This is a genomic window from Actinomadura opuntiae (genome assembly GCF_030283205.1).
GTDB lineage: Bacteria > Actinomycetota > Actinomycetes > Streptosporangiales > Streptosporangiaceae > Spirillospora.
On the sequence record NZ_JASNWF010000006.1, the window covers coordinates 199462 to 219581 of the forward strand.

Consider the following 20120-nt stretch of genomic DNA (forward strand, 5'->3'; position numbering starts at 1 on the left):
CCGAGATGCGGCGGTGCTTGATCCCTGGTCAGGCGGGCGGGTCGACGTGGAGGGTCGTCTTGAAGTTCTCGCCGCCGTAGAGGGATTCGTAATGGATCTCGATTTGGATGCGTCGCTTGATGAGGTCGGCGAACCAGGCATGCTGCTCGCGGTCGAAGTCGTCGAGGCTCAGCAGGAAGGAATGGAAGCCGACGGGGATCGCGCGAGGGGGACGAACGGTCATGGCGCCCGGCCGGGCGGGTAGTGACGCGCGCATCTGGTCGACGGTGGGTTGGTCCCAGCCGCCGAGGACCTGGCCGTCGAGCTTCAGGATGGTGCGCGTGATGATCGCTGGGCCAAGGCCCTGGTTGATGAGCTGGATTCCGGTCCGGTCGCCGTGGCGCCGCGGGGTCCATAACTCCAGCAGGGGGCGTACCGCGTGACGGTTGTGTTGACGGACGGCGCGGGCTTCCAGGAAGGAGACTGCCAGGGAGAGCAGGGCGATGAGTGTTGCGCAGATCGCGGTGACGTTGTTGGCGTCCATCGGCCTCTCGCTATGAAGTTGGCTGCCTCTCCTACGACTCGGCTATCACGGGTCCGGTTCCGGGGTGAGGGCTACCGGCGTCATGCTGAGAGTGGTTAGGCCGGATAGGCCCTTGCCCAGGAGGACTACTCCGATTACCAGGAGCAATATGAACATCACCGTGGTGCTGTTGCGTTCCAGCCAGGAGCGCAGGCTGTTCAGCGGGCGGCGCATCCGTTCGGTGTCGGCGATATAGACGGCGACCGGGACGGCCACGGTGCATGCCGCGATCACCGTGAACACCGCGACGGCGCCCGCCTGGCCGCCGATGCTCAATTCGCCTTGGGCCACGGCGATGCCGGCTGCGGCGCACATCATCAGGTTCTTGGGGTTGACCGCCGACAGGAGCGCGCCGAGCGAGGCGGCCTTGACCGGGGTGAAGGTGTCGATGGCCTGCATCCATTTGGGCATGCCTGCCTGCTCGGACGGGTTCGGGCGGGACGTGAACTGCTTGGCGGCGAGGATCAGCATGAGGATCACCGCGATGATCGGGATCGGGCTGATGGCCACCCCGACCGCCAGCGGCCGCGGCTCGCCGATGACCTGCTCCATAGCGCCCCTGAATGCTTTCGGTCGAACTATCCGGTCGGTTCCGTCAGGGAGTGACGATGGGGAAATTCGGTTCGGGGGCCTCGATGACGGCCAGAAGCCGCCGCAGGGCGGCCGAGTCGCCGGAGGCGGTGATCCCGCTGTAGTCCTCGCCGGAGATGAGCGCGAACAGCGACCGGCGGTCCAGGGTGAGTGTGAGATCTGCGGCTTGGACGGAATGGCCGGTGACCTGGCGGTGGATGAGGACGCCGTTGGACAGCGCCATCCGGTAGCGGTCGCCGGTGTCGGTGAAGTCCCAGTCGATGGTGAGGTGCTCGTCCCACGCCTTGGGGCCGTTCACCCGGATCGCCATCGAGTCGAAGACCTGCTCGACCGACAGGCCGGCAGTCATGCCTCCCGCGATGCTGGTCGGGACGGGCGCGACGCCTCCGCGCAGTTCCATCGCGCCGGTTAGGAAGAAATTGCGCCACGTGCCGTTCTCGGCGCCCTCGCCGAGCCGTTGATAGACGTCCGCGAGCGCGGCCTTGCCGTCCGCGCTGTCGGGGTCGGCGAACACCACATGGTTGAGTAGCGTGGCGGCGAATCGCAGATCGCCTTTGTCTGCGTAGTCGCGGGCCATCGACATCAATCTGGACGCCCCGCCCATGCATTCCACATACCGCGTGGCCGCCTCGACGGGCGGGTGCTCCCAGAGGTGCGCGGGATTGCCGTCGAACCACCCCATGTACCGCTGGTAGATCGCCTTGACGTTGTGGCTGATCGAGCCGTAATAGCCGCGGGCGTGCCAGGCGCCCGCCAGGGCGGGCGGCAGTTCCATCATCTCGGCGATCTCGATCCCGGTGTGCCCCTGGTTGAGCAGCCGCAACGTCTGGTCGTGCAGGTAGGCGTACAGGTCGCGCTGCTGGGACAGGAACGCCACGATCGGCTCGCGTCCCCATGTCGGCCAATGGTGGGACGCGAACGCGACGTCCGTGTCGTCGGCGAACAGGGCGATCGCTTCGTCCAGGTACCGCGCCCATACGCGCGCGTCACGGATCACCGCGCCGCGCAACGTCAGGATGTTGTGCAGGTTGTGGGTCGCGTTCTCGGCCAGGCACAGCGCCCGCCGGTCGGGGAAATGGAAGTTCATCTCCGCGGGCGCCTCGGTGCCGGGCGTCAGCTGGAAGACGATGCGCACCCCGTCGACGGTCACTTCCTGGCCCGTCCGCGTGATATCGGTATTCGGAGGGATCAGGGAAATGCGTCCCGACGATGCGGTCTGGCCCAACCCTGTCCCGACCATTCCGGTCGGTCCCCTCTCCAGCAGAACGCCGGTGTGGTAAACGCCGCGGCGGCCCATGGCCGTCCCGGCGTACACGTTCTCCGAGACGGCGTGCTCCAGGAATCCGGCCGGAGCCAGGATCGGAATTTCCTCCGGGTTTCCGGCTTCGAGCACCCCTTCCGCGCCGCCGAAGTGATCGACGTGGGAATGGGTGTAGACCAGCCCGGTGACCGGACGGTCCCCGCGGTGCTCCCGGTACAGCGCGAGCGCGGCGGCCGCGGTCTCCACCGACACGAGCGGGTCGATCACGATCACGCCCCGGTCGCCTTCGACCAGGGTCATGTTCGACAGGTCCAGGCCCCGTACCTGGTAGATCCCGTCCGTCACCTCGAACAGCCCCTGCTTGGCGCACAGTTGCGCCTGCCGCCACAGCGACGGGTTCACCGACTCGGGGCAGGGCCCGTCCAGGAACGAGAACGCGTCGTTGTCCCAGACGACGCGCCCGCCGGCGTCCCGCACGACCGCCGGGGACAGCGACGCCACCAGCCCTCGCTCGGCGTTCTCGAAATCGGTTCGGTCCTTGGGTGATGGCGCGGCCATGGTCTCTCCTCGGAGCGGGTTCGCCGGTACCCGAGCACTTCCCTGGGCGGTCCCACCTCAGTGCCAGCCAAGTTCCAAGAGAACCCTCACGTTTCCCGAGCCTGTGTCGTCGTGCTTTCGGACGCGAATCACCTGAGGAGCCGAACCATGACGACAGTGACCACGCTCGGCGAGTTGACCGGCGACTACGTTCTCGACACCGCCCGGACGCGGATCGGGTTCGTCGCCCGGCACAGGCTGTCCACCCGGGTGCGCGGGCGGTTCGACGAGTTCGAGGGCACCGCGCGCCTGGACGGCGGCGACCCGTCGAAGTCCAGCGTCCGGCTCACCATCCGGGCGGGCAGCGTCCGGACCGGCAACCGGCAGCGCGATGAGCAGCTGTGCCGGACGTTCCTGGAGGTGGACGAGCACCCGGCCATCACCTTCGCTTCGACGCGAGTGGAGCGAAGAGGCGACGACGGGTTCGCGGTCACCGGTGACCTGACCGTCCGCGGCGTGTGCAGGCCGGTCACCGTGGAGTTCACGCTGACCGGCGCCGAGGACGGCCTGCGGGTCGCCTTCGCGGGCGGCGCGACGATCGACCGCAACGACTGGGGTGTGAACTGGAACGCCCTGACCAGGGTCATGGTCGGCCCGAAGGTGGTGCTGGAGCTCGACGCCGCCGTGGTCCGGCGGGCGTGAGCTCAGGTCACCAGGCCGTTGCGGTAGGCGTAGACGACCGCCTGCACGCGGTCGCGCAGGTCGAGCTTGGTGAGGATGCGCGACACGTAGGTCTTGACGGTCTCCTGGCTGATGACGAGCGCCGCCGCGATCTCGCTGTTGGACAGGCCGTCGGCGATGTGGCGCAGCACCTCCAGCTCGCGCGGGGTCAGCGCGGTGCCGTCCGGCGTGCTCCCGGCGGGGCGGATCCGGGCCGCGTACCGGCCGACGAGCTGCCGCGTCACATCGGGGTCCAGCAGCGCGGCGCCGGACGCGACGGTGCGGATGCCGTGCAGCAGCTGTGCCGGCGGGGCGTCCTTGAGCAGGAACCCGCTCGCGCCGGCGCGCAGCGCCTCGTAGACGTACTCGTCCAGGTTGAACGTCGTCACGACGAGGACCTTGACGGGGTCGGGGACCCCGGCGCCGGCCAGCAGGCGGGTGGCCTCGATGCCGTCGAGGACCGGCATCCGCACGTCCATCACGACCATGTCCGGCCTCAGCTCGCGGGCGAGGTCGACCGCGGCGCGGCCGTCGCCGCACTCGCCCACGATCTCCAGGTCGGGCTGGGCGTCGATGATCGTCGCGAACCCGGTGCGGATGAGCGCCTGGTCGTCGGCGACCAGGACCCGGACGGGCGCGCTCACGACCGGCTCCCGGTGGGGATGCGGGCCGTCACGGCGAAGCCGCCGTCCGCCCCGGGGCCCGCGGTGAAGTCGCCGTCGAGGGCCTCGACGCGCTCGCGGAGGCCGGTCAGGCCCCGTCCGCCGCCGCCGGGCGAGCGGGTCCGCGACCCGGACCCGTCGTTGGCGATCTCCACGGTGATCTCCTTCTCGGCATGGCGGACCCGGACCCGGGTGGCGCTGCCGTGGGCGTACTTGAGGGCGTTGGTGAGGGCTTCCTGGACGACCCGGTAGGCCACGAACTCGGCGCCGCCCGCCGGCTCGGCGGGCTCGCCCTGCCGGACGAACTCCACCGGCTGCCCGGCGCGGCGGGTCTGGTCGACCAGCTCGGCGATGTCGCCGGTCGAGGCGGTCCGCCCGCCTGCGGCGGCGCCGGCGGTGTGGTCGGGGTTGAGCAGGTCGAGCAGGTGCCGCAGGTCGGTGATGGCGCGGCGGCCGGTGTCGGAGACGGCGGTGAGGGTCTCCTCCAGGCGGTCGGGGGCGGCGGTCAGGTAGCGCGCGGCCTCGGCCTGGACCACCATCGCGGTCACGTGGTGGGTGACGACGTCGTGGAGCTCGCGGGCGATGCGGGTGCGCTCGGCGGTGCGGGTGGCCTCGGCGACGTGGCGGCGGCGTTCGGCCTCGGCGGCCCGGGTGGAGCGCAGCCAGGCGCCGGCGCCCCAGGCGAGGCAGAGCGCCAGGTAGAACGTGACGTACCCCTCGACCCCCTCGCCCGCGCCCTGCCGTTCGAGCGCGACCGCCAGCACGACGTAGGCGGCGGAGGCGACGGCCATGAGGGGGCGGCGGCTGCGCTCCAGGTGGGCGCCCGTGCTGATCAGCACGATGGGCAGCGCGGTGCCGGCGACCGTGTGGTAGCCGCGGAGCTGGTCGATGGCGAACCCGGCCGCCACCAGGGCCAGGCAGACGTCCGGCCACCGCCGGCGCACGGCGAGCGGGAGGCATTCCAGGGCGACCGCCGCGACGCCCAGCGCGTCGAAGGGGCGGTCCGGCAGGTAGCCGAGCTGCGTGCCGACGCCGTGCAGGCTCGGGACGAGCGACATGGCGACCAGCAGCAGTCCCAGCGGCAGGTCCCGGACCGTGACGTCGTACCGCTCCCACAGCCCGGGGAGCCGCCGGAAGTCGATCACTGGGCGAGCCTAGCGGCCTCGGAGCCCCGGCCGGCACGGCGGCGGCGGGCCACCACGCGGTCCCGGCGGTGGGCCAGCCACATGAACAGGATCGTCAGCATCACGCCGAACACGACCGAGTACAGGCTCGCCTCCGGGCCGAAGTCGCCGCCGCTGAGCGGGGCCGGGCCGGACACGGCGCCGTCCAGCAGCCCCTGCGGGGTGTTGTTGCCGGACACCTCGGTGCCGAAGATGCCCGCCTCGGCGAAGTTCCAGCCGAAGTGCAGCCCGATCGGCAGCCACAGGTTGCGGGTGGCGACGTAGGCGCCGCCGAGCATGCCGCCGGCCTCGATGGCGATGGCGAGCGCGCCCCACAGGGTGGCGTGCGCGTTCGCCAGGTGCGACAGGCCGAACACCAGCCCCGTCAGCCCCAGCGCTATCCAGGTGCCGGTGCGCTCCTCGACGATCCGGAACAGGACGCCGCGGAACAGCACCTCCTCGGTCACCGCGGCGGCGGCCATGAAGCCGAGCAGCGCGACCGTGCCGCCCGCCGAGCCGAAGCCGTCGACCTTGTAGTAGCCGAGGAACGCCAGGTTCACGATGACCAACGCGAACATCCCGACGCCGATCAGCAGTCCCCGCCCGACGGCGGCGGGGGCGCCCTTCCGCGCCACCTCGACCGGGTCGCGGTGCTCCGTCCGCCGCACCACCCACGCGTAGACGGCCGGGGTCAGCACGGCCGTGGCGAGCCCGATCACCAGCGTGAGGACCGGGTTCCAGTCCGCCGCGGCGGCGGCCTGGCCGCCGATGAGGGCGATCAGCCCGACCGCCAGGAACTGCTTCAACAGACGCATGACGACTCCTTCGCGAGGCCCGCGGACAGCTCGCCGCGGTACGCCGCAACGCTAGGGATTCGAGGCATCCCGAATCGTCACCGCACGGTGGACATTCGCCGGTAGCTCGCACGGGGGACAAGCGGTGCGGCGCCCCACCCGTCCCGCGGTGTCAGGGGGCGGTCGCGGCGCGGTGGAACCGGGTCGCCCAGTCGCGGAGCAGGTCGATCAGCTCGGGCGGATGCAGGACGCGGAAGTCGGCGCCGAGCGTGCCCAGCGCCATGGTCGGCCACTCCAGCGAGTCGGCGACGAACAGCACGCGGCAGTGCTCGGCGTCGACCTCCTCGACCGTGCTCCACCGGCCGATGCGCTCCCGCGCGACGCGGGCCGGGACGTCCACCAGCACCTCGACGCGGTAGGAGCGGGGCGCGCTGTCCAGCCGGGTGCGGACGAACTCGGCGGCGTCGGCGATGGGCAGCTCGCGCGGGCGGAACGGGGCACCGGTGCCGCGCGGGTCGGTGAGCCGGTCGACGCGGAGGTTGCGCCAGTCGCCGCGCGTCAGGTCGTAGGCGACCAGGTACCAGCGGCGGCCGAGGGAGACGAGCCGGTGCGGCTCGACGTGCCGGTCGGTGCGGCGGCCGTCGGCGGCGGTGTAGGAGAAGCGGAGCCGCTCGCTGTCGCGGCAGGCGAGCGCGACGGTGGTCAGGACGTCCGGGTCGACGTCGGTGCGGGCCGGGCCCGCCCAGCCGGCGGTCACGGTCATCGCGCGCAGCGCCTCGACGCGGCGGCGCAGCCGGGCCGGCATCACCTGCACGATCTTCGCCAGGACCCGCACGGACGGCTCGGCGATGCCCTCCACCGGGCCCTGCGCGGCGGCCTGCAGCCCGACGGCCAGCGCGACGGCCTCCTCGTCGTCGATCACGAGCGGGGGCAGCGCCGCGCCCGCGGCGAGCTGGTAGCCGCCGTCGACGCCGCGCTGCGCCTCGACCGGGTAGCCGAGCTCGCGCAGCCGGTCGACGTCGCGGCGCAGGGTGCGGACGGAGACGCCGAGGCGGTCGGCCAGTTCGGTGCCCGGCCAGTACCGGTGGCTCTGCAGCAGCGACAGCAGCCGCAGCGTCCGGGTGCTGGTGTTCGCCATGTCCTCGATTCTGCCCGCGATTCAGGTCGGAAAGTGGCCGCAATACCTCCTAGCGTGGTTCTCATCAGCCGGAACGAGACGACCTGGAGGTCGCGACCATGAACGACACCGCCGAAAAGACCCGCGACGCGGCGCCCGTGACGACCGGCGAGCGCGCCGACCTGCTGGCGCTGCTGGCCAAGGCCCGGCACTTCCTGCGCTTCACCACCCGCGACCTGACCGACGACCAGGCCCGGCAGCGGACGACCGCGGGCGAGCTGTGCCTGGGCGGCCTGATCAAGCACGTCACCTCGGTCGAGCGGGGCTGGGCGGACTTCATCATCGAGGGGCCGTCCGTCATGCCCGACTTCAACGCCATGACCGAGGAGGACTTCCAGCGGCGCGCCGAGGAGTTCCGGCTGCTGCCGGGCGAGACGCTCGAAGGCGTGCTGGACGCCTACGCCGAGACCGCGCGCCGGACCGACGAGCTCGTCGCCGCGATCCCCGACCTGAACGCCGCACAGCCGCTGCCGGACGCGCCGTGGTTCGAGCAGGGCGCGTCCTGGTCGGCCCGGATGGTGCTGATGCACATCGCCGCCGAGACGTTCCAGCACGCCGGGCACGCCGACATCATCCGCGAGTCCCTGGACGGCGCCAAGAGCATGGGCTGATCCGGCGGGCCCGGGTTCAGCGGTCGGGGAGCAGGCGCGGCGCGACGGCGGCCCCCAGCGTGGCCGCCGCGGCCGACGCCGTGACGATCGTCCAGGCACCGGGCCCGAGCGGGGTGCAGCCGAAGAACGCGCTGACGCCCGGCGTCTCGATCACCGCGAACAGCGCGGCGGCCGAGACGGCGCAGGTGGCCATGACGAGCGGGCTGCGCCAGCGCGAGATGAGGGTCTGGCCGAGCTGGGCGCCGACCAGCGACGCGAGCGCCATCGTCGACGCCCTGCGCCGGCCTCCGGGGACCAGGCTCGTCAGCCGCCCGAGCTGCCAGGAGGCCAGGGCCGCGGCGGCGGTGGCGGTGCCGCGCACGGCGAGGACCCGCCGCATGTCCTTGCCGGTGAAGCCGCGGACCGGCTCCCCGCCGAGCGGCGCCGCGTCCGGGCCGGAGCCGGCGGGGGTGATCGCGACGGCGAGCGCCGGGAGCATGTCGGTCAGCATGTTCACCACGAGCAGCTGCCGGGTGCTGAGCGGCGCGTCCCCGCTGAGGGCCGTCCCGAGGACGGTGAAGGAGACCTCGCCCGCGTTGCCGCCGACCAGGATCGCGGCGGCGTCGCGGACGCTGTGCCACAGCGCGCGGCCCTCCCGCAGCGCGTCCAGGATCAGCGCGGTGTCGGGCGCGGTGAGGACGAGGTCGGCGGCGGTGCGGGCGGCGCCGGAGCCGCGGCCGACGACGGCGATGCCGACGTCCGCGCGGCGGATGGCGGCGGCGTCGTTGGCGCCGTCGCCGGTCATGGCGACGACCCGGCCGGCCCGCCGCAGGTCCTTGACGATCCGGACCTTCTGCGCGGGGGAGACGCGGGCGAAGACCGCGGCGCGCTCGACGGCCCGGATCCGGTCGGCGGCGGACATGGCGTCGAGCTCGGTCCCGGTGACGACCCGGTCGGCGTCGGGGATGCCGAGTTCGGCCGCGACGGCCGCGGCGGTGTCCGGATGGTCGCCGGTGATCATGGTGGTGCGGACGCCCGCCTCGCCGAGCCGCTGCACGGCCTCCTCGGCGGTGGGCCGCGGGGTGTCGGCGATGCCGATGAAGCCGAGCAGCGCCAGGTCCTCGACGTGCTCGGCGATCTGCCCGCGCACCGGGCCGGGGTCGGCGACGGGGCGCTCGGCGATGGCGAGCACGCGCAGGCCCTGCCCGGCCAGCCGCCGGACGGTCGCGGCGGCGGCGCGGCGCCGGGACGCGGTGAGGGCCTCGTCGCGGTGGGCGGAGGTGTGGATCCGGGTGCACTTGGCCAGCAGCACCTCGGGCGCGCCCTTGACCGCGAGGACCGTCCGGTAGCCGTCGTCGCCGAGCGAGGCGGAGAAGCCGCGGGTGGTCTCGAACGGCAGCTCCTCGTCCAGGGTCCAGCGGTCGTCCGGCGGCAGGGCGTCGACGCGGTCCAGGACGGCGCGGTCGGTGGCGTGCGCGACCTGCCGGCCGCCCGGCGGCGGGCAGGCGCGCGCGGCGGTGCGCAGGATGCGCTGCTCGGCGGCGCCGCTGAGGGGGTGCGGGCGGGTCGGGCCGGCCGCGCGGACGAGCCGGAGCCGGCCCTCGGTGAGCGTGCCGGTCTTGTCGAAGCACAGGGTGTCCACGCGTCCGAGCGCTTCGAGCGCGCGGGTGGAGCGGACCAGGACGCCGAGCCGCGACAGCCGCCGCGCGGCCGCGAGCTGCGAGACGGTCGCGACCAGCGGCAGGCCCTCGGGGACGGCGGCCACGGCGACCGCGACGCCGGAGCCGAGGGCGCGCCGCAGCGGCAGGCCTCGCAGCATGCCGAGGACGGTGACGGCCGCGCCGCCGAGCAGCGTGGCGGGCAGCGCCTGGTGGGTCAGCTCGGCCAGCCGCGCCTGCATGCTGGACGAGGCATCGGCGGTCCCGGCGAGGGCGGCGGCGCGTCCGGTCTCGGTGGCCTCGGCGGTGGCGACGACCAGCGCGACGGCGCTGCCGGCGACGACCGTGGTGCCCTCGTAGAGCATGCAGTGCCGGTCGGCCGGGTCGGCGCCGGGCGACGGCTCGACGTTCTTGTCGACGGGCACGGACTCGCCGGTGAGCGTGGCCTCGTCCACCTCCAGCGACTCGGCCCACAGCAGCCGGGCGTCGGCCGGAACGACGTCCTCCGAGCGCAGCCGGACGACGTCGCCGACGCGCAGCCGGCCGGCCGCGATCTGCTCGGCGTCGGCGGTCCGCAGATGCGCGAACGGCTCGCCGCCGGGTTCGGCGGTGGCGCGGGCGCGCAACCGGCGGGCGCGGATCTGCTGGCCGAGCATCAGTTCGCCGAGGGCCTTCTCGGCCCGCATCCGCTGCGCGCCGCCGATCAGCGCGTTGCCCGCCATGACGCTGCTGACCAGCAGCGCGTCCACGCTGGAGCCGACCACGGCGGAGGCCGCGGCGCCGAGTGCGAGCACGGGGGTGAGCGGATCGTCGAGTTCCTGCCGGACCGCGGCGGCCAGCCGCAGGGCCGCCTTCCCCGGCCGGACCAGCATCCGGTGCAGCGGCGCCGCCGCCGGACGCGGTTCGCGGTCCGCCTCGGGCTCGGCGGCCGTGCGCGACAGCCGACGGACGGCCTCCTCGGCGGTGAGCGCGTGCCAGGCGTCGCGGACGACGGGCGCGGGCAGCGGCCGGTGCACCAGCCGCCGGGCGCTCACCCCGTTGGTCAGCATCGCCATCAGGGACGCCGCGTACACCGGCGGCAGGTCCTGCCAGGACGCGGCGGCGCGGCGCAGCGGTCCGCCGCGGCGGCGCCGGGGCCTGCGGCCCGCGATCAGCAGCGCGCCCAGCGCCGACGCGCTGAGCGACAGTTCCGCGGCGCGGTCGCTGGCGCGCCGCGCGGGCCGGACGGCCGTCAGCAGCCGCCACGCCTCCGCGAGCCCCGGCCCGCACACGATGTCCGCACACCAGTCGGCGAGCCCGTGCCCGCGCAGCACGCTGACGCCGACGTCGGCCGCGTCGAGCGCCTCGTCCTGCCCGCAGGAGACGGCCAGCACCACGTGGCCGTCGCGTTGCAGGGCGCGGACGGAGTCGGCGAGGTCGTCGACGGAGACGGGGGAGTCGTCGCCCCAGGCCACCAGTTCCTGGACGCTGGCGTGCTCGGTCAGGACGACCACGTCGGCCGCCTCGTGCGCCACCGACAGCAGCGCCTCCGCGAGCGGATCGAGCGACGAGCCGACCCGTACCCGCCCGCAGCGCCGGTCCCGGGCGTCGAGCAGGTCGAGGGTGACGCCCTGCGGGTCGGCGGGGCCGCCGGACGGGGCGTCCACCGCCCGCGCCAGGCGCCACGCGCCGTCGTCCGCGGGCCACGGGCCGGGCTCGGTGAGGTCGTCGGCTTCATACTCCGACAGCACCGTGCCGGCGGCGCGCCAGACGCCGGCGTCGTCCATGCCGTCGGCGGTGGCGACGGCCGACAGCAGCCGCAGTTCGCCGTTGCACAGCACCTGGGAGTCGATGACGACCGCGTTGACCCGGTCGAGGCGGCGCAGCGCGAGGGGGTCCAGCACGACGGTCCCGCGGGCCGCCATGTCGTGCGCCAGCACCGCGGCGAACGCCTCCCGGCCGTGCCGGGCCGCCTTGGGCACGGTCGCCAGCAGCAGGTCGGCGGCGGCCGCCGCGTCCCGCGTGCTCGCCAGGACGCCGGCCCCGCCGAGCAGGTGCCCGAGCGCCGTCCGGTTCCCCGCCTTCTCGACCGGGCCGTCCGGCAGCGGGCACGGACGCTCGGCCCGCGTGCCGCACACCTGCGGCTGCTCCCCCGCCACCAGATGGGGTTCGCGGCGGCGCCACGCCTCGCGGCGCGCCCCGATCTCGTAGAGCTGGAAGAAGCGGTGGGCGGCGTCGGCGGCCACCGGGGCGACGCCCTGGGACGCGCCCTGGACGACGGCGTTCGCAGTGCCGAGCAGGGCGTCGGCGCGCAGCCGGCCCAGCCTCCGTTCCAGCACCGATCGGACGTGCGGCAGCGAGTCCGCCACCGACACCGCCGCCCGCACCGGGCTGGGCACCGGCGGGAGGCTCATCAGCCTGCCGGCCACCGCGCCCACCACTCCGGCGCAGTCGGCGACGAGCGCGGAGGTGGCCGCGGCCCAGGCCATGTCGTCGTCGGGCTGCGGCGCGTGCGCGCCCTCGTCGAACCGGTCGGCGTGGTGCGCGTCCTCCACGGCCTGGACGGCGGAGACCAGAGCGCCCGCGTCGACGGTGCCCTCCGCGTACGTCACCAGGACGCGGCCGGTGATCGCGTTGACCTCCGCCCAGTTCACCCCGTCCAGCCGGCGGAGCTCCTCCGTGAGCGCCCGCACGTACCGGCGGTGGTGCTCCCCGGTGCCCGCCAGGCCGTTCACCTGGATGTGGGCGCGTCCGTTGTGCGCCCAGACGCGCCGCCTGCGTCCGCCCGCGGCCAGCGCGGCGAACGCGTCGGTGGCCCGGACGGCGCGGCGCGCGCCTTCGCCGGCCTTCGCGCGGACGGCGGAGACCACGCCCGGCCGCTCATCGCCCGTCTCGCTCGTTCCGCCCGGCAGGACGCCCGTGCTCCGCGCACCGGCCTCGGCGATCCGGACGGTCGTCCGGACGCCCGCCGCCGTGGTCCGCGCGCCCAGGACCGCGCCCCGCACCGCCAGGGTGGACGCCGCGTCCGCCGCGGCGACGGGCACGCCGAGCACCGCCTTGGCCAGGGACGCCCCCGGAAACGCCACTGCCCGCCCCTCCCCGCCCGCGCGAATACGACTTGCCCACCGACGAACGCCGGGTACCCGCGAACACGCTCCGTAAACGACCGGTCAACAGTGCGGAGTCAGCGAGGCCGTGCCGCCGGGGCGGCCTGGCGCAGCGCGGCGTTCTCGACGCGGAGGCGGACGTTCAGCATTCCGAGGTTGGCGATGGTGAAGACCGACGCGGTGAGCCAGGCGGTGTGGACGAGCGGCAGCGCGACGCCCTCCGCGACGACCGCGAGGTAGTTCGGGTGGCGCAGCCGGCGGTACGGACCTCGGTCGACGAGCGGCAGGCCCGGGACGATGACGACGCGGGTGTTCCACTGCTCGCGCAACGTCGCGATGCACCACCAGCGGAGCCCCTGGGCGAGGACCGCCACGGCGAGCATCGGCCACCCCAGCGCCGGGATGAACGGCCGCTTCAGCAGCCACGCCTCCAGCGGCGCGCCGACCAGTAGAACGAGCTGGACGACGACGAAGCCCGGGTAGTGCCGTTGCCCGTGCTCGACGCCGCCGCGCCGCCGGGCCCACGCGAGATGGCGCCGGGACAGGGCGAGCTCGGCGACCCGCTCGGCGGCGACGAGCAGGATCAGGACGGCGTACGCGATCAGAGGATCACCACCTCAGCAGCACCATCTCGGCGGAGAAGCCCGGGCCGAGGGCCATGAGCAGGCCCGGCGCGTCCGGCGGGCGCGGGCGCCGCGCGATCGTCTCCTCCAGCACGTTGAGCACCGACACCGACGACAGGTTGCCCGCCTTGCGGAGCGAGTCCCAGGTGAGGTCCAACTCGCCGCCGTCGAGGCCGAAGGCCGCGCCGATCGTCTCGATCACCTTCGGTCCGCCCGGGTGGCAGACCCACGAGGCGATCTCGCCGGGGGTCAGGCCGTGGTCGCGGAGGAAGGCGGTGACGTCGCCGGCCAGGCTCGCTTCGACGTGGTCGACCAAGTCGGCGGCCAGGACGATCCGGAAACCGTGCTCGCCGACGTTCCAGCCCATCAGCCGGGCGGTGTCGGGATAGAGCCGGCTGCGGGTCGCGACGACGCGGGGCCCCCATCCGGGGCCGTCCGGCGGCGGGCCGCCGATGTCGCGCCGGTCGCCGGCCGCCACCACCGCGGCGGCGCCGTCGCCGAACAGGCCGCTTCCCACCAGGTTCGCCACCGAGGCGTCGTCGCGCTGGACGGTCAGCGAGCAAAGCTCGACGCAGACGAGCACGGCGACCTGCTCAGGCCAGGCGCGCAGGTAGTCGTGCAACCGGGACAGCCCGGCGGCGCCGGCCGCGCAGCCCAGCCCGAACACCGGCAGCCGCTTGACGTCCTCGCGCAGGCCCGCGCGCTGCGCCAGCGCGGCGTCCAGCGACGGCGTCGCCACGCCCGTCGACGAGCAGAACACCAGGTGGTCGACCTGCTCGGGAGCAAGGCCCCCGGCGTCCAGCGCCTTCCCGACGGCCCGCTCCGCCAGCTCCAGGGCGGTCGCGATGTAGGCGTCGTTGGCGGCGGTGAAATCGGTCAACCCCGCGTAGTCCTCGATCGCGAGCGCGAGGTTGCGCCCGCTCACCCGCGTCGCGGCGTGGAAGCGCTCCACGAGCCGCTGGTCGGCCTTCACCGTCCCGGCGACGGCCTCGGTGATCCGGCGCTGGTCGTAGTGGTGCTCCGGAAGAACGGTCCGTACCGCCAGCACGCGCATGAGACCTCCAGCCCTCGCGCACCCCATGCCCGCCACGGCCGCGGTGATGCCGATTCCGCAGGTCAAGCCATTGGACGGCCCGATCCGGCGCGGCGCCGGGGCCTTCGCGACCGGGACCCGACATATCCGCCGTGCAGTGGGTAGACGGACAGGTAAGGAACGGACGACCCGACGGCTGGATGTGACATGTTCGCGATCGAGGACATTCGGCAGTGGCGCGGCCACGACGTGGTCGACGCCTCCGGGAGCAAGATCGGCGAGCTGGAGGCGATCTACGTCGACACCGCCACCGACCAGCCGTCCTTCGCCACCGTGAAGGTGGGGCTGCCGACCCGGCAGCGGCTGGTGTTCGCGCCGCTCGCGGACGCGACCGTGGGGCCCGGGCACGTCCGGCTCGCGTACGACAAGAAGCAGGTGAAGGGCGCCCCGTCGATCGGCACCGACGGCGAGCTGCCGGCGAGCGAGGAGCAGGCCGTCTTCGAGTACTACGGGCTGGCCTACGCGGCGGGCCCGAACGAGCGCCGGCTGGGCCGCCGCTGACCGCGGGCTCGCCGGCCGAGGAAGGAGAACGCCGTGGCCTTGTTCCTGTTCATCCTGATCGTCGCGATCGCGCTGGGGATCGTCGGCGTCGTCGTGAAGGGCCTGTTCTACCTGCTGATCATCGGCGTGGTGGTGTTCCTGATCGATCTGGTGCTGAGCGGTGTCCGGATGGGGCGCCGGCGCGGCTCCCGTCCCGCCCGCTGACGAACCGCCCCCACAGCCAGCGCCCGCCCTCGACGAGCGCGGAGACGCCCACGGCGATGCCGAGCCCGAGCAGCAGGCCCTTGAACGGGTCGTTCTGGAACGCCGCGCCGCCCAGGTAGCCGATCATCGCGGAGTAGGTGGCCCACAGGCCGGTGGCGAGCGCGTCGAACAGGGAGAACTTGCGCAGCGGGTAGTCGACGGCCCCCATCACCAGGGTCGCGGCCGTCCGCCCGCCGGGGATGTAGCGGGCGATGAGCAGGACGAGCCCGCCGCGCCTGGCGAGGATCCGGCCGGCCTGGTCGTAGGCGCCGCGCCTGCGGGTGCCGGGGCGCAGCCAGCGCCGCTCCAGCCAGTCGCCCGCGTAGCGGCCGATGAAGTAGGAGACGTGGTCGCCGCAGAACGCACCGGCCCAGGCCGCCGCGATCACCAGCGGCAGCCAGGGCTCGCCGTGGTGGGCGAAGACGCCCGCGGTCACCACCAGCGACTCGCTGGGGAAGATCGGGATGAACGCGTCGACCATGGACAGCCCGAACAGGGCCGCGTAGATCCACGGTGACGACATCAGGCCGCGCAGGTACTCCAGGATGGCGTCGCTCACGACAACCCTCCATTCCCGGAGCCGTGGACGTGATGCGCGCCGCGCGGTGCCGCCATGCTCCGATCGTAGGAACGGCCGGTCAAAGCCGGGGTCAGGCGAGGCCGTGCCGGAGGGCGAAGATGATCGCGGCGGCGCGGTCGCGGAGGCCGAGCTTGGCGAACACGCTCCCGACGTGGGTCTTCACCGTGCCCTCGGCGATGTTGAGCCGCCGCGCGATCTCGGTGTTGGTCGCCCCCTCGCCGATCAGCGCCAGCACCTCGCGCTCGCGCGGGGACAGCCCGTCCAGTGCGGACGGCGGCGGGACGCGGCCGAGCCGGGACCGGTAGACCGCGAGCACCTGCGGCGCGACCGCCGGGTCCAGCCAGCCGTCGCCCGCCGCGACCGCCCGCGTCGCCTGGACGATCTCCTCGCAGGGCGCGTCCTTCAGCACGAACCCGGCCGCGCCGGCGGCCAGCGCGGCGGCGACGACCTGCGGGTCGTCGAACATGGTGAGGATCAGCACGGGCGGCGCGCCGGGCGCGGACCGCAGCAGCCGGGTGGCCTCGGCGCCGTCCATCCGCCTCATCCGGACGTCCATCAGGACGGCGTCGGCCCGCACCCGGGCGAGCGCGGCGGCCACCTCGTCGCCGTCGGAGCACTCCCCGGCGATCTCCAGGTCCGGTTCGCCCTCGAAGATCCGGACGAGCCCGGCGCGGACGAGCGGCTGGTCGTCGACCAGCAGCAGCCGGGTCACCGGGCGCCGCCGGCCGGGACCGCGGCCTCGACCCGCCAGCCGGTGCCGTGCGGGCCGGCGCGCAGGGTGCCGCCGAGGGCGGTGACGCGCTCGCGCATCCCGACCAGCCCGAGCCCGCCGCCCGCCGGACGTCCCGCGCCGGGCGGGGCGCCGCCGTCGGTGACGGTGACCAGCGCGAGCGGGCCGTCCACGCCGACGGCGACGGCGGCGGACGAGCCGGGCGCGTGCCGGGCGGCGTTCGCCAGCGCCTCCTGCACGACGCGGTACAGCGCCAGCCCGACCGCCGGGTCGACCGACGCGAGGTCGCCGCGCGTGGTGAGGTCCACGGCCAGCCCGCCCGCGCGCAGCTCGCCGACGAGCGCGGCGATGTCCTCGGCGGTGGGCGGCGGCGGGGCGATCGGCCGGCCGGCCGGGGCCGGATCGCGCAGCAGCACGAGGCCCTGGTGGACGTCCCGGACGCCGCGCCGCCCGACCCGCTCGGCCTCCGCCAGCGCGGCGAGCGCGGCGGGCGCGTCGCCGCGCGCGGTGGCGAGCCGGGCCGCGCCGATGTTCAGCAGCACGACGCCGAGGCCGTGCCCGACGAGGTCGTGCACCTCGCGGGCGATCTTGCGGCGCTCCTCGGCGACGGCCTCCCGGTCGAGCCGCAGCCGCGCCTCGTACAGCGCGGCGTGCAGCCGGAAGGCCAGCCCGAGCAGCAGGAACCCGGTGCCCCACAGCAGCCAGGCGGGCCACAGCGGCAGCCCTGCGGCGGCGAGGTGGCGGGCGGGGGCGAGGGCGAGCGCCGCGGGAACGCACCAGGCGAGGTCGCGGGTCCGCGCGAGGATCGCGAGGTGCGCCCAGGCCGGGGCGGTCGCGACGGCGAGCGCGCCGTCGGCGTAGGTGCCCTCGGCGAACGGGAACGGCCGGAACCCGCCGGGATCGCTCGCGGACGGCGCGGCGGCGAGCAGCAGAAGGACGCCCAGGACCGTCCACGGCACGAGGACCGGCGGGATGCGCCACGGGCGCGCCGCCTGGCACGCCCACACCGCGACGTAGACGGCGACCAGCGCGGTCCGGGCGGCGGGTGTGGGCGACAGCGCGACGGCGAGCAGGGCCCATGCGACGCCGACGAGGCCGAAGAAGCGCAGCACGGGCCACGGGGGCGGGTTGCCGAGGAAGAAGGCTCTGACCCGTCGCATGGCGCCGATCCTAAGGATCGCGAGGCGTTCCGTCATCGGACCGCGGTCGCAGTGGCACCACGACCGCGGTCATAGCCGGATCGGCGACCCCCGCCCGATGCGGCGGCGGGCGCGCGGCGGTCACGCTGGCGGCATGAGGATGCGATCGATCTCCAGGATGGCGCGGCTGTCGGCGCTGCCGCTCGCCGCGACGCGCCGGCTCGCGTGGGCGGGCGGCCTGCGGGCGCTCGGCCGGCTGACCGACGAGTCCGCGCTCGACCTGCACGAACGCACCGCCGACCAGCTCGTCGAGGTGCTCGGCGGGCTGCGCGGCGGGGTGCTGAAGTTCGGCCAGGTCCTGTCGGTCTACGAGGCGGTGATGCCGCCGCAGGTGTCGGCGGTGTACCGGGGTCGGCTGGCGGCGCTGCAGGAGTCCGTCCGCCCGGAGCCCGCCGAGACGGTGGAGCGCGTCATGGGCGAGGACGTGGGTCCCGGCTGGCGCGATCTGTTCGCCTCGTTCGACATGGACACGGCCGCCGCCGCGTCCCTCGGCCAGGTGCACCGGGCGCGGTGGGCCGCCGGCGGCGGGGACGTCGCGGTGAAGATCCAGTACCCGGACGCGCGCGACGAGCTGCTCGGCGACCGCGACGCGGTGGTCTTCGCGATGCGCGTCCTCACCGCGATGCTGGCGCCGGAGCTGGACGGCCGCGCCCTCGCCACCGAGCTGATGGACCGGCTCGCCGAGGAACTCGACTACGCCCGGGAAGCCGAGGCGCAACGCGCGTTCCGAGCCGCCTACCTGGACGATCCCGACTTCGTCGTCCCGGATGTGCTGCTGCGTCGCGGCCGGGTCCTGGTGTCGGAGTGGATCGGCGGGACGCCCCTCGCCCGCGTCATCGAGACGGGCGGGCGGGCGGAACGCGACCGGGCGGGGCTGCTGCTGACCCGGCTGATGTTCTCCGCCATCGCCCGGACCGGGATGATGCACGGCGATCCGCACCCGGGCAATTTCCGGCTCCTCGACGACGGCCGCCTCGGCGTCCTGGACTTCGGCGCGGTCTACCGCCATCGGCCGGGCACCCCGACGCCGCTGGAGCGGTGGATGGACGTCCACCTCGCGGCCCTCGACACCGGCGCCGGCATGGCCGACGCCCTGCGCCGCGCGGGGTTCCTGCCTCCGGACGTGCGGGCCGACGAGGCGCGGCTGCGGGAGCTGTTCCTGCGCTCGGGGGCTCCCGCGTTCGCCGAGACGTTCCGGTTCGACGCGGCCTACCTGCGGGACGCGCTGAAGGGCATCACCGCGTCGATGCCGGTGGGGCTCAGCATGGCGTTCCCGCCCGGCGCGGTCCACGCCCAGCGCGCCCTCGGCGTCGGGATCGGCGTCCTCTGCCAGCTCGAAGCGGAGGTTGCTTTCCAGGCCGAAGCCCTCCACTGGCTCGCGGAGACCCAGACGGACGCCGGACGAAGCTAGCGGATTTTGCTCTACGCGGGTACCGGGCGCGCATTAGCGCGATTTTCGCCAGGGCAATCACCTGGCGGAAAGCGAGCGATGCGCGGCACAGAGGAAAGGGCAGGAATGCAGAGAAAAGGCTCGGAACGGTCGCCCGTGGGGGCGGCGGCGCTGGTGGCCGCCGGTGCGGCGGGCCTGGCGCTGGCGGCACCGGCCGCGGCGTCATCGGCCGCATCGGACCCGGCCGCGGCGGGCACCGTCACCTACCAGGCGACGCTGCGCCCGCTCAACCACCAGACGGGGTCGGGACGGCTGACACTGCGGTTGCGCGGCGCGACCGCGACCATCACCGAGCACTATTCCGGGCTCGCCGCGAAATTCAACGGCAAGCCGTATCCGCACGTACAGCACATTCACGGCGGTGCCCGCGGCATGTGCCCGGCCATGTCCGCCGACCGGAACAACGACGGCGTGGTCAGCACGGCGGAGGGGCTGCCGTCCTACGGCCCGATCCAGACGACGCTGTCGGTGCGGGGCGACATCACGCCGAAGGCGGGTACCAACCTGAAGATCGCGCCGATGGGGCCGAGCCTGCGCTACAAGCGGACGATCACGCTGAGCCCGGCGGCCGTGGCGTCGCTGCGCAAGGGCATCGCGGTCGTGGTCGTGCACGGCGACGACCCGAAGACGCTCAGCCGCAAGGCGCAGAAGGAGAAGAGCGAGCTGGTGCCGTCGCTGCCGCTGGCCGCGACCTCGCCCGCGCTGTGCGGCGTGCTCAAGGCCATGCCGGCGGGCGGCGCCGGGACCGGCATCGGCTCCACCGCCGGCAGCGGTGAATCGATGGGCACCTGGCTGTTCGGCACGGGCGCGGGCCTCGCGGGCGCGGGCGCGCTGGCGCGCGTCCTGCTCGTCCGGCGCCGGGGTCGGGTGGCGTGCCGGCCCGTATGAAGCGCCGCCCTG

At 74.3% G+C, this 20120-nt stretch carries 18 protein-coding genes; 5 read left to right on the forward strand and 13 right to left on the reverse strand.

Features of this window, described 5'->3' with window-relative positions:
- Positions 1 to 28: 28 nt before the first annotated feature.
- Genes QP089_RS14725 through QP089_RS14735 form a run of 3 tightly spaced genes read right to left on the reverse strand, consistent with a single transcriptional unit; the run spans position 29 to position 2972 of the window.
- Positions 29 to 523, reverse strand: coding sequence for a hypothetical protein (locus QP089_RS14725; RefSeq protein WP_285912141.1), 495 nt, complete (start codon positions 521 to 523; stop codon positions 29 to 31).
- Between the two features lie 45 nt (positions 524 to 568).
- Positions 569 to 1114, reverse strand: a complete 546-nt coding sequence (locus QP089_RS14730) for a GAP family protein (RefSeq protein WP_285912142.1) — start codon at positions 1112 to 1114, stop codon at positions 569 to 571.
- Positions 1115 to 1157: 43 nt separating this feature from the next.
- A complete protein-coding gene (locus QP089_RS14735) occupies positions 1158 to 2972 on the reverse strand; it encodes an alkyl/aryl-sulfatase (RefSeq protein WP_285912143.1) in 1815 nt (604 codons plus the stop codon).
- A 147-nt stretch (positions 2973 to 3119) separates the two neighbouring features.
- On the opposite strand from QP089_RS14735, the gene QP089_RS14740 reads away from it, so the two are divergent.
- A complete protein-coding gene (locus QP089_RS14740) occupies positions 3120 to 3653 on the forward strand; it encodes a YceI family protein (RefSeq protein WP_285912144.1) in 534 nt (177 codons plus the stop codon).
- Between the two features lie 2 nt (positions 3654 to 3655).
- On the opposite strand, the gene QP089_RS14745 is transcribed toward QP089_RS14740, so the two are convergent.
- From QP089_RS14745 to QP089_RS14760, 4 genes are all read right to left on the reverse strand, one after another.
- On the reverse strand, positions 3656 to 4315 hold the full coding sequence (locus QP089_RS14745; RefSeq protein ID WP_285912145.1) for a response regulator: 660 nt from the start codon (positions 4313 to 4315) through the stop codon (positions 3656 to 3658).
- Positions 4312 to 5478 (reverse strand): sensor histidine kinase, encoded by a 1167-nt coding sequence (locus tag QP089_RS14750; protein WP_285912146.1) that lies wholly within the window; start codon positions 5476 to 5478, stop codon positions 4312 to 4314. Before QP089_RS14750 ends, QP089_RS14745 begins: the two co-directional genes overlap by 4 nt.
- Complete coding sequence (locus tag QP089_RS14755; RefSeq protein ID WP_285912147.1) at positions 5475 to 6311, reverse strand: CPBP family intramembrane glutamic endopeptidase; 837 nt, start codon at positions 6309 to 6311, stop codon at positions 5475 to 5477. The genes QP089_RS14750 and QP089_RS14755 overlap by 4 nt, the downstream gene beginning before the upstream one ends.
- 151 nt (positions 6312 to 6462) lie before the next feature.
- On the reverse strand, positions 6463 to 7428 hold the full coding sequence (locus QP089_RS14760; protein ID WP_285912148.1) for a helix-turn-helix transcriptional regulator: 966 nt from the start codon (positions 7426 to 7428) through the stop codon (positions 6463 to 6465).
- 98 nt (positions 7429 to 7526) lie between these two features.
- On the opposite strand from QP089_RS14760, the gene QP089_RS14765 reads away from it, so the two are divergent.
- Complete coding sequence (locus QP089_RS14765; protein WP_285912149.1) at positions 7527 to 8078, forward strand: DinB family protein; 552 nt, start codon at positions 7527 to 7529, stop codon at positions 8076 to 8078.
- Positions 8079 to 8094: 16 nt separating this feature from the next.
- Here the strand turns inward: QP089_RS14765 and QP089_RS14770 are convergent, their stop codons facing one another.
- From QP089_RS14770 to QP089_RS14780, 3 genes are all read right to left on the reverse strand, one after another.
- On the reverse strand, positions 8095 to 12780 hold the full coding sequence (locus tag QP089_RS14770; RefSeq protein WP_285912150.1) for a cation-translocating P-type ATPase: 4686 nt from the start codon (positions 12778 to 12780) through the stop codon (positions 8095 to 8097).
- A gap of 98 nt (positions 12781 to 12878) precedes the next feature.
- The gene (locus QP089_RS14775) at positions 12879 to 13184 is read right to left on the reverse strand and encodes an isoprenylcysteine carboxylmethyltransferase family protein (protein WP_285912151.1); all 306 of its coding nucleotides are present in this window, start codon (positions 13182 to 13184) and stop codon (positions 12879 to 12881) included.
- 226 nt (positions 13185 to 13410) lie between these two features.
- Positions 13411 to 14505 carry a type III polyketide synthase gene (locus QP089_RS14780; RefSeq protein WP_285912392.1) on the reverse strand — a complete coding sequence of 365 codons (1095 nt, stop codon included), beginning with the start codon at positions 14503 to 14505 and terminating at the stop codon, positions 13411 to 13413.
- 159 nt (positions 14506 to 14664) lie between these two features.
- On the opposite strand from QP089_RS14780, the gene QP089_RS14785 reads away from it, so the two are divergent.
- Entirely contained in the window at positions 14665 to 15018 is a 354-nt protein-coding gene (locus QP089_RS14785) for a PRC-barrel domain-containing protein (protein ID WP_285912152.1), read from the forward strand.
- A 118-nt stretch (positions 15019 to 15136) separates the two neighbouring features.
- On the opposite strand, the gene QP089_RS14790 is transcribed toward QP089_RS14785, so the two are convergent.
- From QP089_RS14790 to QP089_RS14800, 3 genes are all read right to left on the reverse strand, one after another.
- Complete coding sequence (locus QP089_RS14790) at positions 15137 to 15820, reverse strand: DedA family protein (RefSeq protein WP_285912153.1); 684 nt, start codon at positions 15818 to 15820, stop codon at positions 15137 to 15139.
- Positions 15821 to 15911: 91 nt separating this feature from the next.
- Positions 15912 to 16553: a response regulator gene (locus tag QP089_RS14795; protein ID WP_285912154.1), complete on the reverse strand. Its 642-nt coding sequence runs from the start codon at positions 16551 to 16553 to the stop codon at positions 15912 to 15914.
- Positions 16550 to 17731 carry a sensor histidine kinase gene (locus QP089_RS14800; RefSeq protein ID WP_285912155.1) on the reverse strand — a complete coding sequence of 394 codons (1182 nt, stop codon included), beginning with the start codon at positions 17729 to 17731 and terminating at the stop codon, positions 16550 to 16552. The genes QP089_RS14795 and QP089_RS14800 overlap by 4 nt, the downstream gene beginning before the upstream one ends.
- Before the next feature lie 133 nt (positions 17732 to 17864).
- Between QP089_RS14800 and QP089_RS14805 the strand changes: the two genes are divergently transcribed.
- Together QP089_RS14805 and QP089_RS14810 are read left to right on the forward strand one after the other, a co-directional pair.
- Positions 17865 to 19181 carry an ABC1 kinase family protein gene (locus QP089_RS14805; protein ID WP_285912156.1) on the forward strand — a complete coding sequence of 439 codons (1317 nt, stop codon included), beginning with the start codon at positions 17865 to 17867 and terminating at the stop codon, positions 19179 to 19181.
- Positions 19182 to 19286: 105 nt separating this feature from the next.
- Positions 19287 to 20108, forward strand: coding sequence for a hypothetical protein (locus QP089_RS14810; protein ID WP_285912157.1), 822 nt, complete (start codon positions 19287 to 19289; stop codon positions 20106 to 20108).
- Positions 20109 to 20120 lie beyond the last annotated feature (12 nt).

What these genes read in the sequence shown, in the direction of transcription:
- QP089_RS14800 (WP_285912155.1), bottom strand. Translation starts at nt 17,731, where the DNA reads ATGCGACGGGTCAGAGCCTTCTTCCTCGGCAACCCGCCCCCGTGGCCC.
- QP089_RS14730 (WP_285912142.1), bottom strand. Translation starts at nt 1,114, where the DNA reads ATGGAGCAGGTCATCGGCGAGCCGCGGCCGCTGGCGGTCGGGGTGGCC.
- QP089_RS14780 (WP_285912392.1), bottom strand. Translation starts at nt 14,505, where the DNA reads ATGGGGTGCGCGAGGGCTGGAGGTCTCATGCGCGTGCTGGCGGTACGG.
- QP089_RS14735 (WP_285912143.1), bottom strand. Translation starts at nt 2,972, where the DNA reads ATGGCCGCGCCATCACCCAAGGACCGAACCGATTTCGAGAACGCCGAG.
- QP089_RS14785 (WP_285912152.1), top strand. Translation starts at nt 14,665, where the DNA reads ATGTTCGCGATCGAGGACATTCGGCAGTGGCGCGGCCACGACGTGGTC.
- QP089_RS14775 (WP_285912151.1), bottom strand. Translation starts at nt 13,184, where the DNA reads ATGCTCGCCGTGGCGGTCCTCGCCCAGGGGCTCCGCTGGTGGTGCATC.
- QP089_RS14805 (WP_285912156.1), top strand. Translation starts at nt 17,865, where the DNA reads ATGAGGATGCGATCGATCTCCAGGATGGCGCGGCTGTCGGCGCTGCCG.
- QP089_RS14760 (WP_285912148.1), bottom strand. Translation starts at nt 7,428, where the DNA reads ATGGCGAACACCAGCACCCGGACGCTGCGGCTGCTGTCGCTGCTGCAG.
- QP089_RS14765 (WP_285912149.1), top strand. Translation starts at nt 7,527, where the DNA reads ATGAACGACACCGCCGAAAAGACCCGCGACGCGGCGCCCGTGACGACC.
- QP089_RS14810 (WP_285912157.1), top strand. Translation starts at nt 19,287, where the DNA reads ATGCAGAGAAAAGGCTCGGAACGGTCGCCCGTGGGGGCGGCGGCGCTG.
- QP089_RS14725 (WP_285912141.1), bottom strand. Translation starts at nt 523, where the DNA reads ATGGACGCCAACAACGTCACCGCGATCTGCGCAACACTCATCGCCCTG.
- QP089_RS14755 (WP_285912147.1), bottom strand. Translation starts at nt 6,311, where the DNA reads ATGCGTCTGTTGAAGCAGTTCCTGGCGGTCGGGCTGATCGCCCTCATC.
- QP089_RS14740 (WP_285912144.1), top strand. Translation starts at nt 3,120, where the DNA reads ATGACGACAGTGACCACGCTCGGCGAGTTGACCGGCGACTACGTTCTC.